At 73.5% G+C, this 19,306-nt stretch carries 20 protein-coding genes; 6 read left to right on the top strand and 14 right to left on the bottom strand.

Annotation, left to right across the window (positions count from 1 at the left end; translation table 11 throughout):
• Positions 1-4: 4 nt before the first annotated feature.
• A complete protein-coding gene (locus CR162_RS09895; protein WP_099095386.1) occupies positions 5-1,069 on the bottom strand; it encodes a metal-dependent hydrolase in 1,065 nt (354 codons plus the stop codon).
• 139 nt (positions 1,070-1,208) lie between these two features.
• Between CR162_RS09895 and CR162_RS09890 the strand changes: the two genes are divergently transcribed.
• On the top strand, positions 1,209-1,967 hold the full coding sequence (locus tag CR162_RS09890) for an HpcH/HpaI aldolase family protein (protein ID WP_099095385.1): 759 nt from the start codon (positions 1,209-1,211) through the stop codon (positions 1,965-1,967).
• Between the two features lie 55 nt (positions 1,968-2,022).
• Here the strand turns inward: CR162_RS09890 and kdgD are convergent, their stop codons facing one another.
• The gene (kdgD, locus tag CR162_RS09885) at positions 2,023-2,958 is read right to left on the bottom strand and encodes a 5-dehydro-4-deoxyglucarate dehydratase (RefSeq protein ID WP_099095384.1); all 936 of its coding nucleotides are present in this window, start codon (positions 2,956-2,958) and stop codon (positions 2,023-2,025) included.
• Between the two features lie 67 nt (positions 2,959-3,025).
• A complete protein-coding gene (locus CR162_RS09880) occupies positions 3,026-3,934 on the bottom strand; it encodes an ROK family protein (protein WP_099095383.1) in 909 nt (302 codons plus the stop codon).
• A 156-nt stretch (positions 3,935-4,090) separates the two neighbouring features.
• Here CR162_RS09880 and hisA point away from each other — a divergent pair, with 156 nt between their 5' ends.
• Positions 4,091-4,813, top strand: a complete 723-nt coding sequence (gene hisA, locus CR162_RS09875; RefSeq protein ID WP_099095382.1) for a 1-(5-phosphoribosyl)-5-[(5-phosphoribosylamino)methylideneamino]imidazole-4-carboxamide isomerase — start codon at positions 4,091-4,093, stop codon at positions 4,811-4,813.
• Here the strand turns inward: hisA and CR162_RS09870 are convergent.
• The 11 genes from CR162_RS09870 to aroA all read right to left on the bottom strand — a co-directional run bounded on the left by CR162_RS09870 (position 4,762) and on the right by aroA (position 15,792).
• On the bottom strand, positions 4,762-6,060 hold the full coding sequence (locus CR162_RS09870) for a DUF2254 domain-containing protein (protein WP_099095381.1): 1,299 nt from the start codon (positions 6,058-6,060) through the stop codon (positions 4,762-4,764). The genes hisA and CR162_RS09870 overlap by 52 nt on opposite strands.
• Positions 6,061-6,188: 128 nt before the next feature.
• Entirely contained in the window at positions 6,189-7,019 is an 831-nt protein-coding gene (gene trpA / locus CR162_RS09865) for a tryptophan synthase subunit alpha (protein WP_099095380.1), read from the bottom strand.
• Positions 7,016-8,233: a tryptophan synthase subunit beta gene (gene trpB, locus CR162_RS09860; RefSeq protein ID WP_099095379.1), complete on the bottom strand. Its 1,218-nt coding sequence runs from the start codon at positions 8,231-8,233 to the stop codon at positions 7,016-7,018. Before trpB ends, trpA begins: the two co-directional genes overlap by 4 nt.
• Before the next feature lie 148 nt (positions 8,234-8,381).
• Positions 8,382-9,035, bottom strand: a complete 654-nt coding sequence (locus CR162_RS09855) for a phosphoribosylanthranilate isomerase (protein ID WP_099095378.1) — start codon at positions 9,033-9,035, stop codon at positions 8,382-8,384.
• 8 nt (positions 9,036-9,043) lie between these two features.
• A complete protein-coding gene (gene pyrF / locus CR162_RS09850) occupies positions 9,044-9,763 on the bottom strand; it encodes an orotidine-5'-phosphate decarboxylase (RefSeq protein ID WP_099095377.1) in 720 nt (239 codons plus the stop codon).
• Positions 9,764-9,765: 2 nt separating this feature from the next.
• Complete coding sequence (locus CR162_RS09845; protein WP_099095376.1) at positions 9,766-10,125, bottom strand: LapA family protein; 360 nt, start codon at positions 10,123-10,125, stop codon at positions 9,766-9,768.
• Positions 10,122-10,451, bottom strand: a complete 330-nt coding sequence (ihfB, locus tag CR162_RS09840) for an integration host factor subunit beta (protein ID WP_099095375.1) — start codon at positions 10,449-10,451, stop codon at positions 10,122-10,124. Before ihfB ends, CR162_RS09845 begins: the two co-directional genes overlap by 4 nt.
• 88 nt (positions 10,452-10,539) lie before the next feature.
• Positions 10,540-11,466, bottom strand: coding sequence for a signal peptide peptidase SppA (gene sppA, locus CR162_RS09835; protein ID WP_099095374.1), 927 nt, complete (start codon positions 11,464-11,466; stop codon positions 10,540-10,542).
• Positions 11,467-11,680: 214 nt separating this feature from the next.
• A complete protein-coding gene (gene rpsA / locus CR162_RS09830) occupies positions 11,681-13,390 on the bottom strand; it encodes a 30S ribosomal protein S1 (protein WP_099095373.1) in 1,710 nt (569 codons plus the stop codon).
• 309 nt (positions 13,391-13,699) lie between these two features.
• Positions 13,700-14,428: a (d)CMP kinase gene (gene cmk / locus CR162_RS09825; RefSeq protein ID WP_408887455.1), complete on the bottom strand. Its 729-nt coding sequence runs from the start codon at positions 14,426-14,428 to the stop codon at positions 13,700-13,702.
• Complete coding sequence (gene aroA, locus CR162_RS09820; protein ID WP_245870235.1) at positions 14,425-15,792, bottom strand: 3-phosphoshikimate 1-carboxyvinyltransferase; 1,368 nt, start codon at positions 15,790-15,792, stop codon at positions 14,425-14,427. Before aroA ends, cmk begins: the two co-directional genes overlap by 4 nt.
• A gap of 99 nt (positions 15,793-15,891) precedes the next feature.
• Here aroA and CR162_RS09815 point away from each other — a divergent pair, with 99 nt between their 5' ends.
• The 4 genes from CR162_RS09815 (at position 15,892) to CR162_RS09800 (ending at position 19,276) form a co-directional block, all read left to right on the top strand.
• The gene (locus CR162_RS09815; protein ID WP_099095371.1) at positions 15,892-16,212 is read left to right on the top strand and encodes a TIGR02300 family protein; all 321 of its coding nucleotides are present in this window, start codon (positions 15,892-15,894) and stop codon (positions 16,210-16,212) included.
• A 262-nt stretch (positions 16,213-16,474) separates the two neighbouring features.
• The gene (locus tag CR162_RS09810; protein ID WP_099095370.1) at positions 16,475-17,713 is read left to right on the top strand and encodes a class I SAM-dependent methyltransferase; all 1,239 of its coding nucleotides are present in this window, start codon (positions 16,475-16,477) and stop codon (positions 17,711-17,713) included.
• The gene (locus CR162_RS09805; protein ID WP_099095369.1) at positions 17,710-18,249 is read left to right on the top strand and encodes a YdcF family protein; all 540 of its coding nucleotides are present in this window, start codon (positions 17,710-17,712) and stop codon (positions 18,247-18,249) included. Before CR162_RS09810 ends, CR162_RS09805 begins: the two co-directional genes overlap by 4 nt.
• Before the next feature lie 55 nt (positions 18,250-18,304).
• On the top strand, positions 18,305-19,276 hold the full coding sequence (locus tag CR162_RS09800) for an SMP-30/gluconolactonase/LRE family protein (protein WP_099095368.1): 972 nt from the start codon (positions 18,305-18,307) through the stop codon (positions 19,274-19,276).
• The last annotated feature ends 30 nt before the right edge of the window (positions 19,277-19,306 follow it).

Here is a 19,306-nt window from a genome sequence, read left to right as displayed (position 1 = left end):
CGCCTCAGAGCAGCTCCGGCCCTTCCCGCCCCGTGGTGATGCCGCGCCACAGCTCGCCCAGGGAGCGCGCATCGGCGGCGGGGCGGCGGGTGAAGATGCGCGCCTCGCCCGGCCGGCCGGCGGCATCCACCGGCACGCTGATGCCCCAGAAGCCCAGCAGGCTCTCGCCCCGCGTGCCGTAGCGCGTGTCGGCGCCCTCCACCACGCTGCCGCCCCCCGTGTCGGGCAGCACGCGCCAGGCGACATGGCCCATGGCGAACCAGTCCAGCAGCCGCCCCTCCCGTGTCGCCGCCACCGCGTCGATGCGCGGGTCGCGCTGGCGCGGCACCTCGGTCCAGGCGATCGGGCCGGGCGCCCACATGCTGTGGTGGCCGATGCGGATGCTGTCCGGCGTGTCCGCCACCACGCGCCGGTACCAGGGCTGGAACAGCAGCGGGTAGCTGCGGACATCGGTGGCCACGATGCCGCGCTCGGCGAGCTGCGCGCGGGCGGCGTCGCGCGTGCGGTCGTCGAGGCTCCAGGCGAACAGCGTGTAGGCGGCGACGAAGAACAGCGCGCAGGCGGCCGCCACCGCCCCCCGCCCCGCCCGGCGCGAAAGCCCCGCCACCAGCACCGCCGCCAGCAGCGCGAGGCTGTAGACGGGGTCGATGATCGGCATGGCGTTGATGGCGAAGCGGTGGTCGGAGAAGGGCGCCAGCAGCTGCGTGCCATAGCTGGTGAACAGGTCGATCAGCGGGTGCGTCACCAGCACCAGCACGGACAGCCAGATCCAGGCGCGCAGCCGCTCGGGGTCGGGCGGCGCGGCGGGCGTGGAGCGGCGGCGCGCTTCCCACCTCGCCAGGCCCAGCCCGATCAGCGGCCCGACCACCGGCCCGAAGAAGATGGAGTGGGTCAGCCCCCGGTGGTGGCGCCAGGTGGCGAAGCCGTCGGCCACCCAGCCCACCGCCACGTCGAGGTCCGGCACGGTGCCGAGCACGGCGCCCGCCAGCACCACGCGCCGCCCGAGGCTGCGCCGGAAGCCCGCCGCCGCCACCGCCGCGCCGAAAAGGGCCTGGGTCACGCTGTCCATGCCGGTCGATCACTCCTGCCACGATTACGCCGCCGCATGTGGGGTGCCAAAGCGCCCTGTGCAGTGCGGCGGCGCGTTGACGCCCCCCCGGCAGGGGCATAGCGTTTCCCTTCCGGCGATCGAGAGGAAACGGAATTACATGCCGAACAAGGTCAAGGACGCCTGGGCGCAGGGCCGCGCCGTGGTCAATGGCTGGCTGGCCATCCCGAATGGCTACAGCGCCGAGGTCATGGCGCAGGCTGGCTTCGACAGCCTGACCGTCGACATGCAGCACGGCGTGCAGGACTACCTGTCCGCCGTGAGCTGCTTCCAGGGCATGCAGCCGCATGGCGTGACGCCCATGGTGCGCGTGCCGTGGAACGAGCCGGGCATCATCGGCAAGGTGCTCGACGCCGGCGCCATGGGCGTGATCTGCCCGATGGTGAACACGGCCGAGCAGGCGCAGCAGCTCGTCTCCGCCTGCCGCTACCCGCCGGAGGGCACCCGCTCCTTCGGTCCCATCCGCGCCGGCATCTATGGCGAGGCGGGCAGCTACTTCGAGACGGCCAACCGCGACATCGCCGTCATCCCGATGATCGAGACCAAGCAGGCGCTCGACAACCTGGAGGCCATCCTCGACGTGCCGGGGATCGACGGCATCTATGTCGGCCCCTCCGACCTCGGCCTGTCGCTCGGCATGGCGCCGAAGCTGGACCGGGAGGAGCCGGAGATCCTGAAGATCTACGAGCGGCTGCTGAAGGAGTGCGGCAAGCGCGACATCGCGGTGGGCCTGCACAATGCCAGCGGCGCCTATGCCAAGAAGATGATCGGCATGGGCTTCAAGCTCACCACCATCCTCAACGACAGCGGCCTGATGCTGCAGGGCGCCAAGGCGCAGATCGCCGCCCTGCGCGGCTGAAAGCGGCAAGGGCCGGGGGAAGCGATTTTCCCGGTCCCATCCCCGTCTCTTCCGGCTACGCGGCCGCCGCGAGCTGCTTCGGCAGCCTCGCGATCAGCGCCTTCAGCATCTCCATCTCGGCCGGCTCCAGATCGGTCAGCGGCGCGCGCACCGGGCCCGCCGGGCGGCCCACCGCCGCGCAGCCCGCCTTCACGATGGAGACCGCGTAGCCCTTCCGGCGGTTGCGGATGGCGATGTAGGGCAGCACGAAGTCCCGCAGCCCCTGGAACACGGCCTCGCGGTCCCGCCGGCGCACGGCGGCATAGAAGGCCTGCGCGAACTCCGGCACGAAGTTGAAGATGGCGGAGGAATAGGTGGTGACGCCCATCTCCAGATAAGGCAGCGCGAAGGTCTCGGCGGTGGGCAGGCCGCCCACATAGGTCAGGCGCTCGCCCATCCGGGCATAGACGCGCGTCATCAGCTCGATGTCGCCCACGCCGTCCTTGAAGCCCACGAGGTTCGGGTTGCGCTCGCACAGCCGGGCGAGCGTGTCCTCGTTCAGGATGGCGTTGTCGCGGTTGTAGACGATGACGCCGAGGCGGGTGCTGCGGCACACCGCCTCGACATGGGCGGCGAGGCCCTCCTGCTCGGCGTTCACCAGATAGTTGGGCAGCAACAGCAGGCCGTCGGCCCCCGCCGCCTCGGCGGAGCGGGCGAGGTCGATGGCGATCGGCGTCGCCATGCCGCAGGGGGCGATCACCGGCACGCGGCCGGCCGTCTCCTCCACCGCGGCGCGCACCACCGCCTCCACCTCGGCGGGCGAGAGCGAGAAGAACTCGCCCGTGCCGCCGGCGGCGAACAGCCCGGCCGGGCCGTGCTCCAGCAGCCAGGACACGTGCGCGCGGTAGGGCGCGGCGTCGAAGCCATGGTCGGCGCGGAAATGGGTGACGGGAAAGGACAGCAGGCCGCTGCCGATCTGCCGGGCCATCTCGGCGGGGGTCATGCGGGACATGGGCGGCTCCTGGATTGATTTGTCAGGTCATCATACATCCTGGTGCCAGGAAGCCAATCCGCCTTTCTCAGGCCTGCCCCGGGCTGTCCCAGAGCCGCGCCGCGCCGAACACGCCGGAGGAATCGCCGTGCCGCGCCGGGCGCAGGCGGCACTGCGCCACGTCGCCGAACACATGGGGCGCCATGAGGCGCGGCACCTCCTCATAGAGATGCGCCAGGTTGGACAGCCCGCCGCCCAGCACCACCACATCCGGGTCGATCAGGTTGGTCACCGCCGCCAGGGCGCGGGCGAGGCGGCTGGCATGGCGGGCCAGCGCCGCGCCGGCGGCGGCATCTCCCGCCGCCGCGGCCTCGGCGATGCCGGTGGCGTCGCGCTCCCCCCGCCCCTTCCAGTCGGCGGCGAGGGCGGGGCCGCAGAGCAGCGTCTCCAGGCAGCCGCGCTGGCCGCACCAGCAGGCGGGGCCGGGATGCTCCTCCGGCGCGGACCAGGGCAGCGGGGTGTGGCCCCATTCGCCGGCCACGCGGTTCGGCCCCTCGATCAGCCGGCCATCCACCACCAGCCCGCCGCCCACGCCCGTGCCGAGGATGACGGCGAACACCACGCCGAAGCCCGCCCCCGCGCCGTCCGCCGCCTCGCTCAGCGCCAGGCAGTTGGCGTCGTTCGAGACGCGCACCGGGCGGCCCAGCGCTTCCCGCAGGTCGCGGTCCAGGGGCCGGCCGTTCAGGCACTGGGTGTTGGCGTTGCGCACCAGCCCCGTGGCCGGGCTGAGGCTGCCGGGGATGCCCACGCCCACGCTGGCGCCCCGCGTCCCCAGCTCCACCTCCGCCGCCTCCACCAGCCCGGCCATCAGGCCAAGGATGCCGTCATAATCCTGCGGGGTGGAGGCGCGGCGGCGCAGCCGCGCCGTGCCGGCCTCGTCGAGCGCCACGATCTCGGTCTTGGTGCCGCCGAGATCAATTCCGATGCGGAACTTCATCGTGGCAGGATGCGGCCTCGGCGCGCGCAGGCCAAGGGTGGAAAGCCCCCCGGAAGCAGGGGAGGGAAGCCGGGCGGGAGGCGGGGGCGGCGCGCTGGACCGCCCGGCCGGCCCGGGCTATGCCGGCCCCCCTGCCAGCAGCCGCGGACCGCCTCCATGCTCTTCACGCTCTATCCCGCCATCGACCTCAAGGCCGGCCAGGTGGTGCGCCTGAAGCGCGGCGACATGGCGCAGGCCACCCTCTATGGCGACCCCGCCACCCAGGCCACCGCCTTTGACGCGGCGGGCTTCGCCTGGCTGCATGTGGTGGACCTCGATGGCGCCTTCGCCGGCCGCCCCGCCAATGCGGAGGCGGTGGACGCCATCCTGCGCGCCACCACCCGCCCCGTGCAGCTCGGCGGCGGTATTCGCGACATGGCGACGGTGGAAGCCTGGCTCTCGCGCGGCATCGCCCGCGTCATCCTGGGCTCGGCGGCGGTGAAGGACCCGGCCTTCGCGCGCGAGGCGTGCCGCGCCTTCCCCGGCCAGGTGGCCGTGGGGATCGACGCGAAGGACGGCATGGTGGCCACCGAGGGCTGGGCCGAGGTGAGCGGCATCTCCGCCCTCGACCTCGCCCTGTCCTTCGAGGATGCGGGCGCGGCCGCCATCATCCACACCGACATCGAGCGGGACGGCATGCTGGGCGGCGTCAACGTGGAGGCCACGGCGGCGCTGGCGGCGCGGCTTTCCACGCCGGTCATCGCCTCGGGCGGCGTGGCGGGGGTGGAGGACATCCGCGCGCTCCGCGCCACCGGAAAGGTGGCCGGCACCATCATCGGCCGCGCCCTCTATGACGGGCGGCTGACGGCGGAGGAGGCCATGGCCGCCGCGCGCGGCTGAGGCGCCGTCCCGCCCGCCGCCACCAGGCGGCGCAGCGTCTCCTTCTCGGTTTCCAGCACCAGCGCCGCCTCGGCCCGCTCCAGCGCCTCCCGCGCATGGCGCGCCGCCGGCGCGGCGAGCCGACCCTGCCCGGCACCGCCCAGCATGTGCAGCGTCCGCTGCAACCGGATGCCCACCTCCAGCACGCCGGCGCCGTCCCGCGCCAGGGGGCGGAAGAAGTCGTCGAACATGTCCTCGGCCGCGAGGCCGGGCGCGTGCAGGTTGCGGTAGCGGCACGCCTCCCCGGACGGCTCCTCCGCCGCCGCCCATTCCGCCAGCAGCCGGCCGCCGGCACCGATGACGCTGATCGCCGTGCCGGGGTCGTTCACCGCCGCCGACAAGGCGCGCGAGCCGATCTCGGACAGCACGATCAGCCCGAAGCGCGGGTCCTGGTCGTAGGAGCGCTCCTCGCCCAGGGTGAAGGCCGCGCGCAGGCGGTCATCCTGTTCCCCGTCGGGCGGCGTGTTGATCCAGAGCAGCGGGCGGCCGGGATGCACATAGGTGCCGGGCCGCACCGCGACGTGCAGCGCCACACCCAGCGCCTCCGCCAGGCCCGAGAGCGCCCCCATGTCGATGTGCTGCACATAGCCGATCCGCCCCGGCTCCACGGCACGGGCGCTGGCGGGCGGCGCCACCGGCGGCAGGCCCCCCAGATGCGGCAGCCTCGCCGCCTCGCGCAGCGCCGCGCGCGCCGCCGTCTCGATGCGCTGCGTCGTCTCCCCCACGCGGCCGAGGCGGGAGAGGTGCTCCATCCAGCGCACCAGCGTCACCACGATCCACAGGATGACCAGCACCGTCACGCCGAACAGGATGACCCGCCCGCTCTGGCCATACATCCCGGTGCTGAGGGCAATGATGCCGACCACCGCGTAGAGGAAGCTGCCGAGAAAGGTGGAGATGGCGTTCTGCGCCGTCCGGTCCTCGATCAGCAGCTTCGTCGCCCGCGGCGTGGCGTTGCTGGTGGCGGCCGAGAAGGCCGAGACCATGGTGGTGAGGGAGAAGGTGGTCACCGCCAGCATGCTGCTGGCCAGGATGGACAGGATGTTGTCCACCGCCTCGGCGCCGATGCTGGCGGTGATCTCGTAGGGGATGAAGGGGGCGGCCACGGCGGAAAGCAGCGCCGTCACCGCCGCCAGCAGGGCGAAGAAGGCGGCACGGAACCACAGCCGCCGTGTCAGCCTGCGCAGGAGCCAGCGCCAGCGGCTCATCTCCCCCCTCCCCTTGCCGACGGGCCGGGGCATGAACCCGCGCCGGGCCGGCAGGGTTGCGCCGCAGCCCGTCCCGTGGTGCCCCAGGCCGGCACGGGGCGGGCCCGTGCTTCAGGCCAGTAGTCGCTTCAGGCCGGCACGCGGGCGCCGCGCACGGATTCCGCCAGCTCGCGCACCTGGTCCAGCACCTTGCGCACCGTGTCGGGACGGGCGCGCCCCTTCTCGTCCAGCGACTTCGCCAGCGTGTCGATCAGCGCCGAGGCCACCACCGCGCCGTCGGCGACCTGCACCGCCTCGGCCGCCTGCTGCGGCGTGCGGATGCCGAAGCCGATGGCGATGGGCAGGTCGGTGTGGCGCCGCACGCGCGGGATGGCCTCGGCCAGCGCGTCGCGCGAGGCGCTGCGCGTGCCGGTGACGCCCGCGATGGAGACGTAGTAGATGAAGCCGCTGGTGCCGGCGAGCACCCTGGGCAGGCGCTCGTCATCCGTGGTGGGCGCGATGAGGCGGATCAGGTCCAGCCCCTCGGCCGCGGCGTGCGGGGCCAGCGCGTCGGCCTCCTCGGGCGGCATGTCCACCACGATCAGGCCATCGACGCCCGAGGCGCCGGCATCGCGGCAGAAGCGCTCCTCGCCATAGGAGAGGATGGGGTTGAGATAGCCCATCAGCACCACGGGCGTCTCGTCATCCTCCCGCCGGAAGTCCCGCACCATGGCGAGCGCGCCGGCCAGCGTGCCGCCGGCCTTCAGCGCGCGCTGCCCGGCCAGCTGCACGGTGGGGCCGTCCGCCATCGGGTCGGTGAAGGGGACGCCGAGCTCGATCAGGTCGGCGCCCGCGCCCGGCAGGCAGCGCAGCAGCGACATGCTGGTGGCCGGGTCCGGGTCGTAGGCCTCGATGAAGGGCATCAGGGCGCCGCGCCCCTCCGCCCGGAGCTGCGCGAAGCGGGCGGCGATGCGGCTCACAGCGTCTCTCCCAGGTGCTTGGCCACGGTGAAGATGTCCTTGTCGCCCCGGCCGGACAGGTTGAGGACGATGATCTGGTCCTTGTCCATGGTGGGGGCGAGCTTCAGCACATGCGCGAGGCCATGCGCGGACTCCAGCGCCGGGATGATGCCCTCCAGCCGCGAGCAGAGCTGGAAGGCCTCCAGCGCCTCCTGGTCCGTCACGCTGACATAGGTGACGCGGCCGATCTCGTGCAGCCAGGAATGCTCCGGCCCGATGCCGGGATAGTCGAGCCCGGCCGAGATGGAGTGCGCCTCGTGGATCTGGCCGTGGTCGTCCTGCAGCAGGTAGGTCTTGTTGCCGTGCAGCACGCCCGGGCGCCCGCCGGCGATGGCCGCCGCGTGCTCGCCCGTCTCCAGCCCCCGCCCCGCGGCCTCGACACCGTAGATCGCGACATCCTCGTCGTCGAGGAAGGGGTGGAACAGCCCCATGGCGGAGGAGCCGCCGCCCACGGCGCAGACCAGCGCGTCCGGCAGCCGGCCTTCCGCGAGCATGATCTGCTGCCGGGTTTCCTCGCCGATCACGCACTGGAAGTCCCGCACCATCTGCGGGAAGGGCGCGGGGCCGGCCACGGTGCCGATGCAGTAATAGGTGTCCGCCACATTGGCCACCCAGTCGCGCAGCGCCTCGTTCATCGCGTCCTTGAGCGTGCCGGCGCCGGCGGTGACGGGCACCACCTCGGCGCCCAGCAGCTTCATGCGGAACACGTTGGGCTGCTGCCGCTCGACGTCGGTGGCGCCCATGTAGACGACGCATTTCAGCCCGAACAGCGCGCAGGCCGTGGCGGTGGCGACGCCATGCTGCCCGGCACCGGTTTCGGCGATGATGCGCGGCTTGCCCATCCGCTTGGCCAGCATGATCTGGCCCAGCACGGCGTTGATCTTGTGCGCGCCGGTGTGGTTCAGCTCCTCGCGCTTGAAGTAGACCTTGGCCCCGCCGAGATGGGCAGTCAGCCGCTCGCACAGCCAGAGCGGGCTGGGGCGGCCGACATAGTCCTTCAGCAAGCGCCGCCACTCCGCCATGAAGGCCGGATCGTTGCGGGCCGCGTTATAGGCCTGCTCGACCTCCTGGATGACGGGCATCAGCGTCTCGGCGACGTAGCGCCCACCGAACTGACCGAAGCGACCGCGCCCATCCGGGCCCTGACGCAGAGAATTTGGCAGAGGCTTGTTCACTCATCCCTCCAGGCCGCGCATCGTCACGCATGCGCTGTCATATGGGGCCAGGGCGCGCCGCGCCACCCAGGGGCCGGGCCGCAGTTGTAAATGAATGAAGGGCCGGGGAAACGAATTCCCCCTCGCCTCCCCTTCTTTTTTCCGCCCCTCAGGCCGCGTGGGCGGCGGCGACGAAGGCGGCGATCAGCACGGGGTCCTTCACGCCCCGCACCCGCTCCACGCCGGAGGAGACATCCACCGCCGGGGCGCCGGCGGCGCGGATGGCCGCGGCCACGTTCACCGGCGTGAGGCCGCCGGCCAGCATCCAGGGGCGCGGGATCTCGCGGCCCGCCAGCAGCGACCAGTCGAAGCTCACCGCGTTGCCGCCGGGCAGGGCGGCGCCGCGCGGCGGCTTGGCGTCCAGCAGGAAGCGGTCCACCGCCGGGGCGTATTCGGCCAGCCGGGCGAGATCCTCCTCTCCCCCGATGCCGAGCGCCTTCATCACCGGCAGGCCGAAGCGCCGGCGGATGGCGGCGCAGCGCTCCGGGCTTTCCATGCCGTGCAGCTGCAGCAGGCCGAGCGACACCTCGGCCAGCACCGCCTCGATCATCGCGTCGTCGGCATCGACCAGCAGGCCCACATTCACCGGCCGCCGGCCCGTGCCGCCGCGCGCCGCCAGCGCCGCCGCCTGCTCCGGCGAAACGGCGCGCGGCGAGGGCGGGTAGAACACGAACCCCACCCACTCCGCCCCGGCATAGCAGGCGGCGTCATAGGCTCCGGCATCGTTGATGCCGCAGATCTTCACCTGGGTGGCGGGCAGCATGCCGGGCCTCAGCGCGGCAGGCTGGCGGCGATGGCCGCCGCCGCCGCCGCGGGGTCGTCCGCCCCCGTGATGGGCCGGCCGACCACCAGCCAGTCCGCCCCCATGGCGGCGGTCTCCTCAGGCGTCGCGATGCGCGCCTGGTCGCCCGCCGCACTGCCGGCCGGGCGGATGCCGGGCACCACCAGCAGCGGCGCGCCGCCAAAGGCATCGCGCAGGCGGGACACCTCCTGCGGGCTGCACACCAGCCCGTCGGCGCCGGCGGCCAGCGCCAGCCGGGCCAGCCGCAGCACCTGCTGCGCCGGGCCGCCGGCCACGCCCGTCTCGGCCAGGGCGGCGGCGGTGAAGCTGGTCAGCACCGTGACCGCCAGGATGGCCGGGCGCGCCGCGCCCAGCGTGTCCTCGGCGGCGCGGCGCGCGGCCTCGATCATCGCGGCCCCGCCGCCGCCATGCAGCGTCAGCATCGCCGGCGCGGCGGCGCGGTCGGCGCAGACGGAGCGCACGGCGCCCGCCACGGTGTTGGGGATGTCGTGGAACTTCAGGTCGAGGAAGACGGGCCGGTGCCGCGCGATGCGCCCCACCACCCCGGGTCCGGCGGCGCAGAACAGCTCCAGCCCCACCTTCACCAGCCCGACATGCGGCGCCACGGCGGCGGCCCAGCCCTCGGCGCGCGCCGCGTCCGGCGTGTCCAGCGCGGCGATGAGCCCCGCCGCGTTCGGCTTCTGCCGCATCGTCAGCGCGTGGCCACGGCCGTGGAGGGCGTGGTGGCGGGCGGGGCGGCGGCGTGGCCCGGCGCGGCGCCCGCGCCGGCCTCGTGCTGGCCGCGCAGCTCGGCCAGCTCGGCCTCGAGCAGCTGGGCGGCGCGCTGCATCCTGCTGGCGCGGCGGCGGTAGCGCAGCGCACCGCCCCAGGCCACCAGCGCGCCGAGCAGGAAGAACAGCGCGGCGGCGCCGAGCACCGCGCCCGCCAGCGGCACCTCCCAGCTCAGGTCGAACGGCCAGAGCTGCAGCGACACGGGGTCGGTGTTGGAGATGGTGAACAGGACCAGCACCAGCAGCAGCAGCGCGGTCAGCAGGAAGCCGAGAATTCTCATGAAGGGGTCACCGTGCCGCGCGGGCTGCGTTTCGGCGCCTGCAGGGGGCCGCCATTGACACGCTCGCGCAGCTCCTTGCCAGGCTTGAAATAGGGGACGGACTTGCCGGTCACCTCAACCGCTTCCCCCGTGCGGGGGTTGCGGCCGGTGCGCGGGTCGCGCTGCTTGGCGGAGAAGGCCCCGAAGCCGCGCAGCTCGACACGGTCGCCACGCGCCAGGGCGTTGGTGATCTCGTCGAAGATGGTGCCGACGATCAGCTCCACATCGGGCTGGCGCAGATGCGGGTTGGCCGCCGCCAGCTGCGCGATCAGTTCGGATTTGGTCATGGCGCCCCTGTTTCCTGCCACCGGTCCCGGCCCGGGTAAAGGCCGGGGTCCATGCCCCTGTCTCCGGCCCGGATCTCGCCGGCGCCGGTCATCGCGGAAGCTGCCAAACGGCCCGGGCGCCGTCAATCGCACGCCATTCCGAGGCGATGCCCCGCGCCAGGGCGCGCAGCGAGAAGCCGAGCGCCCGCTCGGCCGGGTTGCGCGGGTCGAGGTCGCGCACCGGCAGGCCCGCCGGCAGCTTCGCCTCCGCCTCCAGCCAGGCGCGCGCCTCGGGCTCGCCGCCGATGGCGTCCACCAGCCGCAGCGCCAGCGCCTGCCGCCCGGTGTAGACCCGGCCATCGGCCAGCTTTTCCACCGCCTCGGCCGGCATGCCGCGGCCGGCCGCCACCATGGCCACGAACTGCGCGTGCATGTCGCGCAGCACCGCCTCCAGCGCGGCACGGCCCTCGGGGCTGAGCGGGCGGAACGGGTTCGGCTCGCCCTTCAGCGGGCCGGAGGCGATCTGCTCGGCGCGGATGCCGAGGCTGCGCATCAGCTCGCCCACGTCGAAGGATTGCAGGATGACGCCGATCGAGCCGGTGAGGGTGGATTCGCGGGCGAAGACGCGCTGCGCCGGCATGGCGATCATGTAGCCGGCCGAGGCGGCGGTGCCGCGCATCACCGCCACCAGCGGCTTGCCGCTCTCCCGGAAGCGGCGCAGCGCGGCGTGCAGCCCCTCGCCCCCCGCCACGGTGCCGCCCGGGCTGTCGATCGACAGGATCATGCCGCGCACCGCCGTGTCCTTGGCCGCCCGGGCGACCGCCTCGGTCACCCTGGGGTCGTCGGTGATGGTGCCCTCGATGGACAGGCGCAGCACATGGCCGCGCAGCCCCGCCACGCCATCGCCGAGGCCGGGCGCGAAGGCGGCGAACAGCGCCGCCAGCACGGCCAGCACGGCGAGCACCCGCCACAGCGCCAGGCGGCGCTTCAGGCGGCGGCGGTCCACCAGCAGGTCGTGTTCGAGGGAGGCGCTCATGCTGCCGGCATCAATGCCGGGGCACGGGGCGGCGGGTCAAGCGCGCGAGCGGCCGCCACGGCGCGGGAGGGGCGGATTTCATCGGCCCATTGCTCCGGCGGAAGGCAGGGGATGGGGTGCTGCCCCGCCCCGGAAGCAGAAACGCCCCGGGTGGAGGACCACCCGGGGCGCCATGCGGACCGCCCGGCCGGAGCCGGACGGAACAATGCCGAGATCAGTCCTCGGAGGCCATCTGGTTGCGGCGGCGGATGGCCGCGCCCAGGATGTCGCCCAGCGAGGCGCCGGAATCGGCGGTGCCGTACTCCTTCATCGCCTCGCGCTCCTCCTCCACTTCCTTGCCCTTGATGGTCAGGGCCAGGCGGCGGGCGGCGCGGTCCACGGCGGTCACCTTGGCATCGACCTTCTCGCCGACGGCGAACTTGTCGGGGCGCTGGTCGCCGCGGTCGCGGGCCAGCTCGGCGCGGCGGATGAAGCCCGTCAGGACCTCGTCGACCTTCACCTCGATGCCGTTCTGCTCGACCTTGGTGACCACGCAGGTGACGACATCGCCCTTGCGGACGCGGTCCAGCACCTCGGCGGCCGGGTCGGCCTGGAGCTGCTTGATGCCGAGGGAGATGCGCTCCTTCTCGACGTCAACGTCCAGCACCTTGGCCTTGACGACGTCGCCCTTCTTGTAGGCGGCCATCGCCTGCTCGCCCGGGATCTCCCAGGAGAGGTCGGACATGTGCACCATGCCGTCGATCTCGGGCGCCAGGCCCACGAACAGACCGAACTCGGTGATGTTGCGGATCTCGCCCTCGACGATCGAGCCGGGGCCGTGGCTCTCCAGGAACAGCTCCCAGGGGTTGCCCTGGGCCTGCTTCAGGCCGAGCGAGATGCGGCGCTTCGGCTCGTCCACGTCCAGGATCATCACGTCCACTTCCTGCGAAGTGGCGACGATCTTGCCCGGATGGACGTTCTTCTTGGTCCAGCTCATCTCGGAGACGTGGACCAGGCCCTCGACGCCCGGCTCCAGCTCCACGAAGGCGCCGTAGTCGGTGATGTTGGTCACGCGGCCGCTGAACTTCGCACCCACCGGGTACTTGATGGCCACGCCCTCCCACGGGTCGGACATCAGCTGCTTCATGCCGAGCGAGATGCGCTGCGTCTCGGGGTTGAAGCGGATGACCTGCACGCGGACCTGCTGACCGATGGTCAGGGCCTCGGAGGGGTGGTTGATGCGGCGCCACGCGATGTCGGTGACGTGCAGCAGGCCGTCCACGCCGCCGAGGTCCACGAACGCACCGTAGTCGGTGATGTTCTTGACCACGCCGTCGAGGATCATGCCCTCCTTCAGGCCCTGGATCAGCTCGGAGCGCTGCTCGGCGCGCGTCTCTTCGAGCACGGCGCGGCGCGACACCACGATGTTGCCGCGGGCGCGGTCCATCTTCAGGATCTGGAAGGGCTGCGGGCTGCCCATCAGGGGCCCGACGTCGCGCACGGGGCGGATATCGACCTGGGAGCCGGGCAGGAAGGCCACGGCGCCGCCGAGGTCGACGGTGAAGCCGCCCTTCACGCGGCCGAAGATGACGCCGTTGACGCGCTGCTGCGCGTTGAACGCCTTCTCCAGGTTGGTCCAGGCCTCCTCGCGGCGGGCCTTCTCACGCGAGAGCACGATGGAGCCGTCGCGGTCCTCGTAGCGCTCGACGAACAGCTCGATCACGTCGCCGGGCTGCACCTCGGCCTTCTGGCCCTGCGGCGCGAATTCCTTGAGGGGCACGCGCCCCTCGGACTTCAGCCCGACATCCACGACCGCGTAGTCATCGTCCACCCGGATCACCTTGCCGGTGACGACGGAACCGGCGAAGCCGGTATCGGCGCCCAGCGTCTCGTCGAGCAGGGCAGCGAAGTCTTCGGTCATGGACGGGCTGTTGGCATTAGCCATGAAGCAGAGTGTTCCTGATCCGCCCCGCGACAGCGCCACGGGAGGATTCCTGCGCCCCCGCTCGCGCGGGCACGGCTTGACCGAGCGCCCGCTCCGGGTGGAGGAACGCCCTTCGGTCCAGATCATGACAGGCGGAGTGTCGGCCCGCCTATTCCGGTCCGGGAAGGTGGGAAGCCGCAGGGCCGCCCGCCAGGGTCCGGACTTCCCGCCGCCCGTGGGCGAAGGGAATGGGGGACTCGCCTAGGCCAGTTGGGCCGCGAGCGTCAAGGGGATTCTCTCAGGGGCGCAACAATTCGGCGGGGAAGGATTTCAGGAGGAAGCGGCGAATTCTCCCGCCCCGCCCTCCTCTTCTTTTCCCCGCAAGTCCTCGCGGTCCCGCCCCAGCTTGCCGCGCACCAGCGACCAGGCCGCCGCGAAGGCCGCCTCGGCATCCAGCGCGGTGGTGTCGAGCAGCAGGGCATCCCCCGCAGGCCTCATCGGCGCGGCGGCGCGGCCCGCATCCCGCGCGTCGCGCGCGCGCAGCTCGGCCAGCACCTCCGCCAGCTCGGCCGCCACGCCGCGGCCGCGCAGCTCCAGCCAGCGGCGGCGGGCCCGCTCCTCGTCGCTGGCGGTGACGAACAGCTTCACCGGCGCTTCCGGAAAGACCACGGTGCCGATGTCCCGCCCGTCCAGCACCGCGCCATGGGCGCGGCCGAAATCGCGCTGCCAGTCCAGCAGCGCCGCGCGCACGGCGGGAAGCGCCGCCACCGCGCTGGCGGCGTGGTCGGCGGCCGGGCCGCGCAGGTCGGCGCGGCGCAGATCCTCGGGGCGCAGCGCGCGGGCGGCGGCCTCGGCGCGGACGGGGTCGGCAGGGTCCGCCCCCTGGTCCAGCAGGCGGCGGCCGACGGCGCGGTACAGCAGGCCGGTGTCCAGGTAGGGCAGGCCCAGCGACTCGGCCAGGCGCCGCGCCAGCGTGCCCTTGCCCGCCGCCGCCGGCCCGTCCACCGCGATCACCAGCCCGGCGCGCGCCCGCGCCAGGGGCTGCTCCGCCGCCGTCACGCCACCGCCGGATGGTTCAGCGGGCACAGCACCTCGCCGCCGGCCGCGCGGTTGATGAGGGCGGCGAAGCCGGGAAAGGAGGTGTCGATGAAGCTGGCGTCGTCCACCGCCACCGGAGCCCCGGTGGCCAGGCCCAGCACCAGCGCGCTCATGGCGATGCGGTGGTCCATGTGGGTGACGACGGTGCCGCCGCCCGGCGGGGGCGCGCCGGTGCCGTGCACCAGCATGTCGTCGCCCTCGATCTCCACGCGGATGCCGTTGGCCTCCAGCAGGGCTGCGGTGGCGGCCACGCGGTCGCTCTCCTTCACCCGCAGCTCGGCCAGGCCCCGGAAGCGGCTGGTGCCGCTGGCGCAGGCGGCGGCGACCGCCAGGATCGGGTACTCGTCCACCATGGAGGGCACGCGCTCGGCCGGCACGTCCACGGCGCTGAGCGGGCCGAAGCGGGCGGTCAGGTCGCCCACCTTCTCGCCACCCTCGGTGCGGGCGTTCTCCACGGAAAGGTCGGCGCCCATCTCGCGCAGCGTGGTGAACAGGCCGGTGCGCAGCGGGTTCAGCCCCACATGCGCCACCGTCACCGCCGAGCCCGGCACCAGCAGCGCCGCCACCAGCGGGAAGGCGGCCGAGGAGGGGTCGCCCGGCACCGCCACGGGGGCGGCGACCAGCTCCGGCTGGCCGTCCAGCTCGATGACGCGGCGGTGGCCATCGGCCTCCACCCGCACGGTGGCGCCGAAGTGGCGCAGCATGTTCTCGGTGTGGTCGCGCGTCGCCTCGGGCTCCACCACGCGCGTCGTGCCGCGGGCGCAGAGGCCGGCCAGCATCACCGCCGACTTCACCTGCGCGGAGGCCATGGGCAGGGTGTAGTCGAGCGGCATCGGCTCCGCCGCGCCCTCGATGGCCAGCGGCAGGCGGCCGCCGGCGCGGCCGGTGAAGCGCGCGCCGCCGGCCGAGAGCGGGTCGGTCACCCGCTTCATCGGGCGCCTGCGCAGCGAGCCGTCGCCGGTCAGCACGGCAAAGATGGGATGGCCCGCGATCAGCCCGCAGATCAGCCGCGCGGCGGTGCCGGAATTGCCCATGTCCAGCACGTCCTCCGGCTCCAGCAGCCCGCCGACGCCGCGGCCCGAGACCTGCCACCGGCCCTCGCCCAGCCGCTCCACCGTGGCGCCGAGGGCGCGCATGGCGGCGGCGGTGCGCAGCACGTCCTCGCCTTCCAACAGGCCGGAGATCTCGGTGCGCCCGACCGCCAGCGCGCCGAACATCAGCGCCCGGTGGCTGATCGACTTGTCGCCGGCGACCGTCAGGCGGCCGGCGAGGCCCTGAAGCGGCCGGGAGGCGCGCAGCGGCCGTGCATTCGTTCCGTGTTCCACGGGGGTGGGGTTTGACATGGGGGCAGGGTGCGTGGCAATGCGCCCCGTGTTTTTCGGCCGGCCCATCCCTGGCCCGCCTTTCCCGGGATATTCACGCTGATGGCCAAGCCCGAACTGGGTCTGAAACGCACTTGCGTCGCCTGCGGTGCCAAGTTCTACGACCTGACCCGCCAGCCGGCCGTGTGCCCCAAATGCGGCACCGAGCAGCCCGCCGAGCAGCCCCGCCTGCGCCGCGCCGCGGCCGTGGTCGAGGAGAAGGTCAAGAAGCGCCCCGTTCCCGTCGAGGCCGATGGCGACGATGTCGAGATCGAGGACGTGGACGCCGACGACGCGATCGATGACGGCGAGGACCTCGACGACGCCGAGGACGACCTGGACGGCGAGATCGAGGTCGAGACGGACCGCGAGGAAGAGAACTGACCGCGCCGCGCCCAGGCGCGCGGCGATGGCGGCACGGGCCCGGGGGAAAGCCATTCCCCCGGGCTTTTTTCATTCTCCTGGGCTTTTTTCATCGCCCCTCGATGGCGAACATCGCGATCCGCACCAGGGCGCTGATCACGAGCAGGATAAGGACAACGCGGGACAGGGTGGAGATCGGCGGCATGGCCTCCAGATGGCCCCGCCCCGCCCCGTCCGGAAGGCTCGCTGGCGCGGCGCCGCGTCATCGCCTATCCGATGGGGCATGGACGCCACCGATGCCCACCTCGCCGCCCAGTACGAGGCCTATCCCTACCCGCAGCGCGACCCGCGCGAGGAGGCGAGGCGCCTGATCGTCGGCAGCCCGAGCCACCTGCGGGAGATCGACCACTGGATCTTCGGCGCGCGCCGCCCGGCCGGCCGGCCGCTGCGGGCGCTGATGGCGGGGGGCGGCAGCGGCGACGGCACGATGATGCTGGCGCAGCAGATGGCCTGGGCCGGCCGGCCCGGCGAGGTGGTGTGGCTCGACCGCTCGGCGGCGGCCCGCCAGGTGGCCGAGGCGCGCGCCCGGCAGCGGGGGCTGTCCAACATCCGCTTCGTCGGCGGCTCGCTGCTGGACCTGCCGGCGCTCGGCCTCGGCGCGTTCGACTACATCGACTGCTGCGGCGTGCTGCACCACCTGCCGGACCCGGCGGCGGGGCTGGCCGCGCTGGCCGGCGCGCTGGCGCCGGGGGGCGGCATCGGGCTGATGGTGTATGCGCCGCACGGCCGCACCGGCGTCTACATGCTGCAGGACGCGCTGCGCCTGCTGGCGCCCGAGGGCGAGCCGCCCGCCGCCCGGGTGGAAGCCGCGCGCCGCCTGTGGAAGCACCTGCCGGAGACCGCCTGGCTGCGCCGCAACCCCTGGATCACCGACCACCTCGATGGCGGCGATGCCGGGCTCTACGACCTGCTGCTGAACCCGCGCGACGTGTCCTTCAGCGTGCCGCAGCTCGCCGCGCTGATCGGGGGCGCGGGGCTCAGGCTGCGCTGCTTCGTCGAGCCGCTGCGCTACGACCCGGACCGCTACCTGCCCGACCCCCGCCTGCGCGCCCGCACCGCGGGGCTGGACCCGGTGGCCCGCGCCGCCCTGGCCGAGTCGATCTGCGGCAACATGGGCATCCACATCGCCTATGTGACGCGCGACGAGGCGCCCGCCCCCGCCTGGGACGACCCGGCCTCCATCCCCGTGCTGCGCGAGCTGGACGGCGCGGCGCTGGCGAAGGGCCTGCCCCGGGACGGGGTGATGCGCGTCGCCTTCGACGGGCTGCGCCTCGGCGTGCCGCTGCCGCGCCTGGCCTCCGCCATCCTGGCGCGGGTGGATGGCCAGCGCAGCCTGGGCGAGATCGGCGACGCGCTCGCCGCCAACGGCATCTCCCGCGAGGCCTTCGCCCGCGACTGGGCGGCGCTGCGCGACGCCATGGAGCCGCTGAACCGCCTGCTGCTGGCCGCGCCGCCCGGATGAGCGGCGCGGGCGGGGAGCGGGCGGAAGGGCGGCCGGCCATCGTCATCTTCGGCGCCGCGGTGCGGCCCGATGGCGGGCCGAGCCTGACGCTGCGCCGCCGCGTGATGGCCGCCGCCGCCTTTGGCGCCACCCTGCCCGGCCCGCTCTATGTCCCCACCGGCGCCAGGGGCCGCCACGGCCCGGCCGAGGCCGAGGTGATGGGCCGCCTGCTGCAGGATCTCGGCGTGGCTTCCGCGGCGATCCGGCTGGAGGTGACGGGCACCGACACGCTGTCCTCCGCCCGCGCCTGCGCCACGCTGCTGCGCGGGCACCAGGGGCCGGTCTATGCCGCCAGCAGCGGCTACCACCTGCCGCGCTGCGTCATGCTGCTGCGGCTTTATGGCCTGCCGGCCCGCGCCGCGCCGCCGCCGGAGGCCGCCCATGTCTGGCGGGAGCGCTGGTGGTGGCGCGGGCGGGAAGCGCTGGCCCTGCCCTATGACGCCGCCCTCGCCTGGTGGGAAACGCGCCGCGCCACCGGAAAGGGGGGCGGGGAATAGTGTCAAGGCCGGCTTCGTGCCAGCCTGCCCGCCGGACACGCTGAGGGAGAACGCCATGCACCAGAGCGCCACCGGCCCGAACGAGACACCCTGGGAGCCCAGCCAGCGCTACCCCGAGCCCCGCTTCCGCGCCTTCGACCCGGCCTTCCTGCGCTTCCGCGCCATGAACGGCACGGTGGAGAAGCTGGCCGGCGGCTGCCGCTGGGCGGAAGGGCCGGTCTGGTTCGGCGACCAGCGCGCCCTCTACTGGTCCGACATCCCGAACGACCGCATCCTGCGCTGGGACGAGGCCACCGGGCAGGTCGCCACCTTCCGCCAGTCCTCCAACTTCGCCAACGGCAACACGCGCGACCGCCAGGGCCGGCTCGTCACCTGCGAGCACCTGACGCGGCGCGTGACGCGCACCGAGCATGACGGCGCCATCACCGTGCTGGCCGACCGCTACGAGGGCAGGCGCCTGAACTCGCCCAACGACGTGGTGGTGCGCTCCGACGGCTCCATCTGGTTCACCGACCCGCCCTTCGGCATCGCGGGCTTCGTCGAGGGCGAGAAGGCGGAGCCGGAGCTGCCCCAGGGCGTCTACCGCGTCGATGGCCAGAGCGGCGCCGTCACCCTCCTCACCGACGAGCTGGCCGGGCCGAACGGCCTCGCCTTCAGCCCCGACGAGCGCGTCCTCTATGTGGTGGAAAGCCGCGCCGAGCCCCGCCGCATCGTGGGCTACGACGTGGCGGAGGATGGCCGCCTGTCCAACCGCCGCACCGTGGTGCAGGGCGCGCCGGGCGACACGCCGGACGGCTTCCGCGTGGACACCGAGGGCAACCTCTGGTGCGGCTGGGGCATGGGCGGGCCGGAATTCGACGGGGTGCGCGTCTTCACCGCCGAGGGCAGGCCGCTCGGGCAGATCGACCTGCCGGAGCGCTGCGCCAATGTCTGCTTCGGCGGGCGGCACCGCAACCGGCTGTTCATGGCCGCCTCGCGCTCGCTCTACAGCATCTATGTCAACGCGCAGGGGGTGAAGGGGGGGTGAGGCAGGCCGGGGCGCGCGTCTCCCCCGCGC

This window comes from Teichococcus rhizosphaerae, assembly GCF_002631185.1.
Classification (GTDB): domain Bacteria; phylum Pseudomonadota; class Alphaproteobacteria; order Acetobacterales; family Acetobacteraceae; genus Pseudoroseomonas; species Pseudoroseomonas rhizosphaerae.
This window is presented reverse-complemented; position numbering and strand designations above follow the sequence as displayed.

Bases quoted from the DNA above. Each gene is read 5' to 3' on its own strand.
- sppA (WP_099095374.1), bottom strand. From the start codon at position 11,466: ATGAGCGCCTCCCTCGAACACGACCTGCTGGTGGACCGCCGCCGCCTG.
- CR162_RS09815 (WP_099095371.1), top strand. From the start codon at position 15,892: ATGGCCAAGCCCGAACTGGGTCTGAAACGCACTTGCGTCGCCTGCGGT.
- CR162_RS09810 (WP_099095370.1), top strand. From the start codon at position 16,475: ATGGACGCCACCGATGCCCACCTCGCCGCCCAGTACGAGGCCTATCCC.
- CR162_RS09895 (WP_099095386.1), bottom strand. From the start codon at position 1,069: ATGGACAGCGTGACCCAGGCCCTTTTCGGCGCGGCGGTGGCGGCGGCG.
- ihfB (WP_099095375.1), bottom strand. From the start codon at position 10,451: ATGACCAAATCCGAACTGATCGCGCAGCTGGCGGCGGCCAACCCGCAT.
- CR162_RS09845 (WP_099095376.1), bottom strand. From the start codon at position 10,125: ATGAGAATTCTCGGCTTCCTGCTGACCGCGCTGCTGCTGCTGGTGCTG.
- hisA (WP_099095382.1), top strand. From the start codon at position 4,091: ATGCTCTTCACGCTCTATCCCGCCATCGACCTCAAGGCCGGCCAGGTG.
- CR162_RS09800 (WP_099095368.1), top strand. From the start codon at position 18,305: ATGCACCAGAGCGCCACCGGCCCGAACGAGACACCCTGGGAGCCCAGC.
- CR162_RS09870 (WP_099095381.1), bottom strand. From the start codon at position 6,060: ATGAGCCGCTGGCGCTGGCTCCTGCGCAGGCTGACACGGCGGCTGTGG.
- CR162_RS09890 (WP_099095385.1), top strand. From the start codon at position 1,209: ATGCCGAACAAGGTCAAGGACGCCTGGGCGCAGGGCCGCGCCGTGGTC.
- kdgD (WP_099095384.1), bottom strand. From the start codon at position 2,958: ATGTCCCGCATGACCCCCGCCGAGATGGCCCGGCAGATCGGCAGCGGC.
- CR162_RS09880 (WP_099095383.1), bottom strand. From the start codon at position 3,934: ATGAAGTTCCGCATCGGAATTGATCTCGGCGGCACCAAGACCGAGATC.
- CR162_RS09855 (WP_099095378.1), bottom strand. From the start codon at position 9,035: ATGCTGCCCGCCACCCAGGTGAAGATCTGCGGCATCAACGATGCCGGA.
- rpsA (WP_099095373.1), bottom strand. From the start codon at position 13,390: ATGGCTAATGCCAACAGCCCGTCCATGACCGAAGACTTCGCTGCCCTG.
- CR162_RS09805 (WP_099095369.1), top strand. From the start codon at position 17,710: ATGAGCGGCGCGGGCGGGGAGCGGGCGGAAGGGCGGCCGGCCATCGTC.
- pyrF (WP_099095377.1), bottom strand. From the start codon at position 9,763: ATGCGGCAGAAGCCGAACGCGGCGGGGCTCATCGCCGCGCTGGACACG.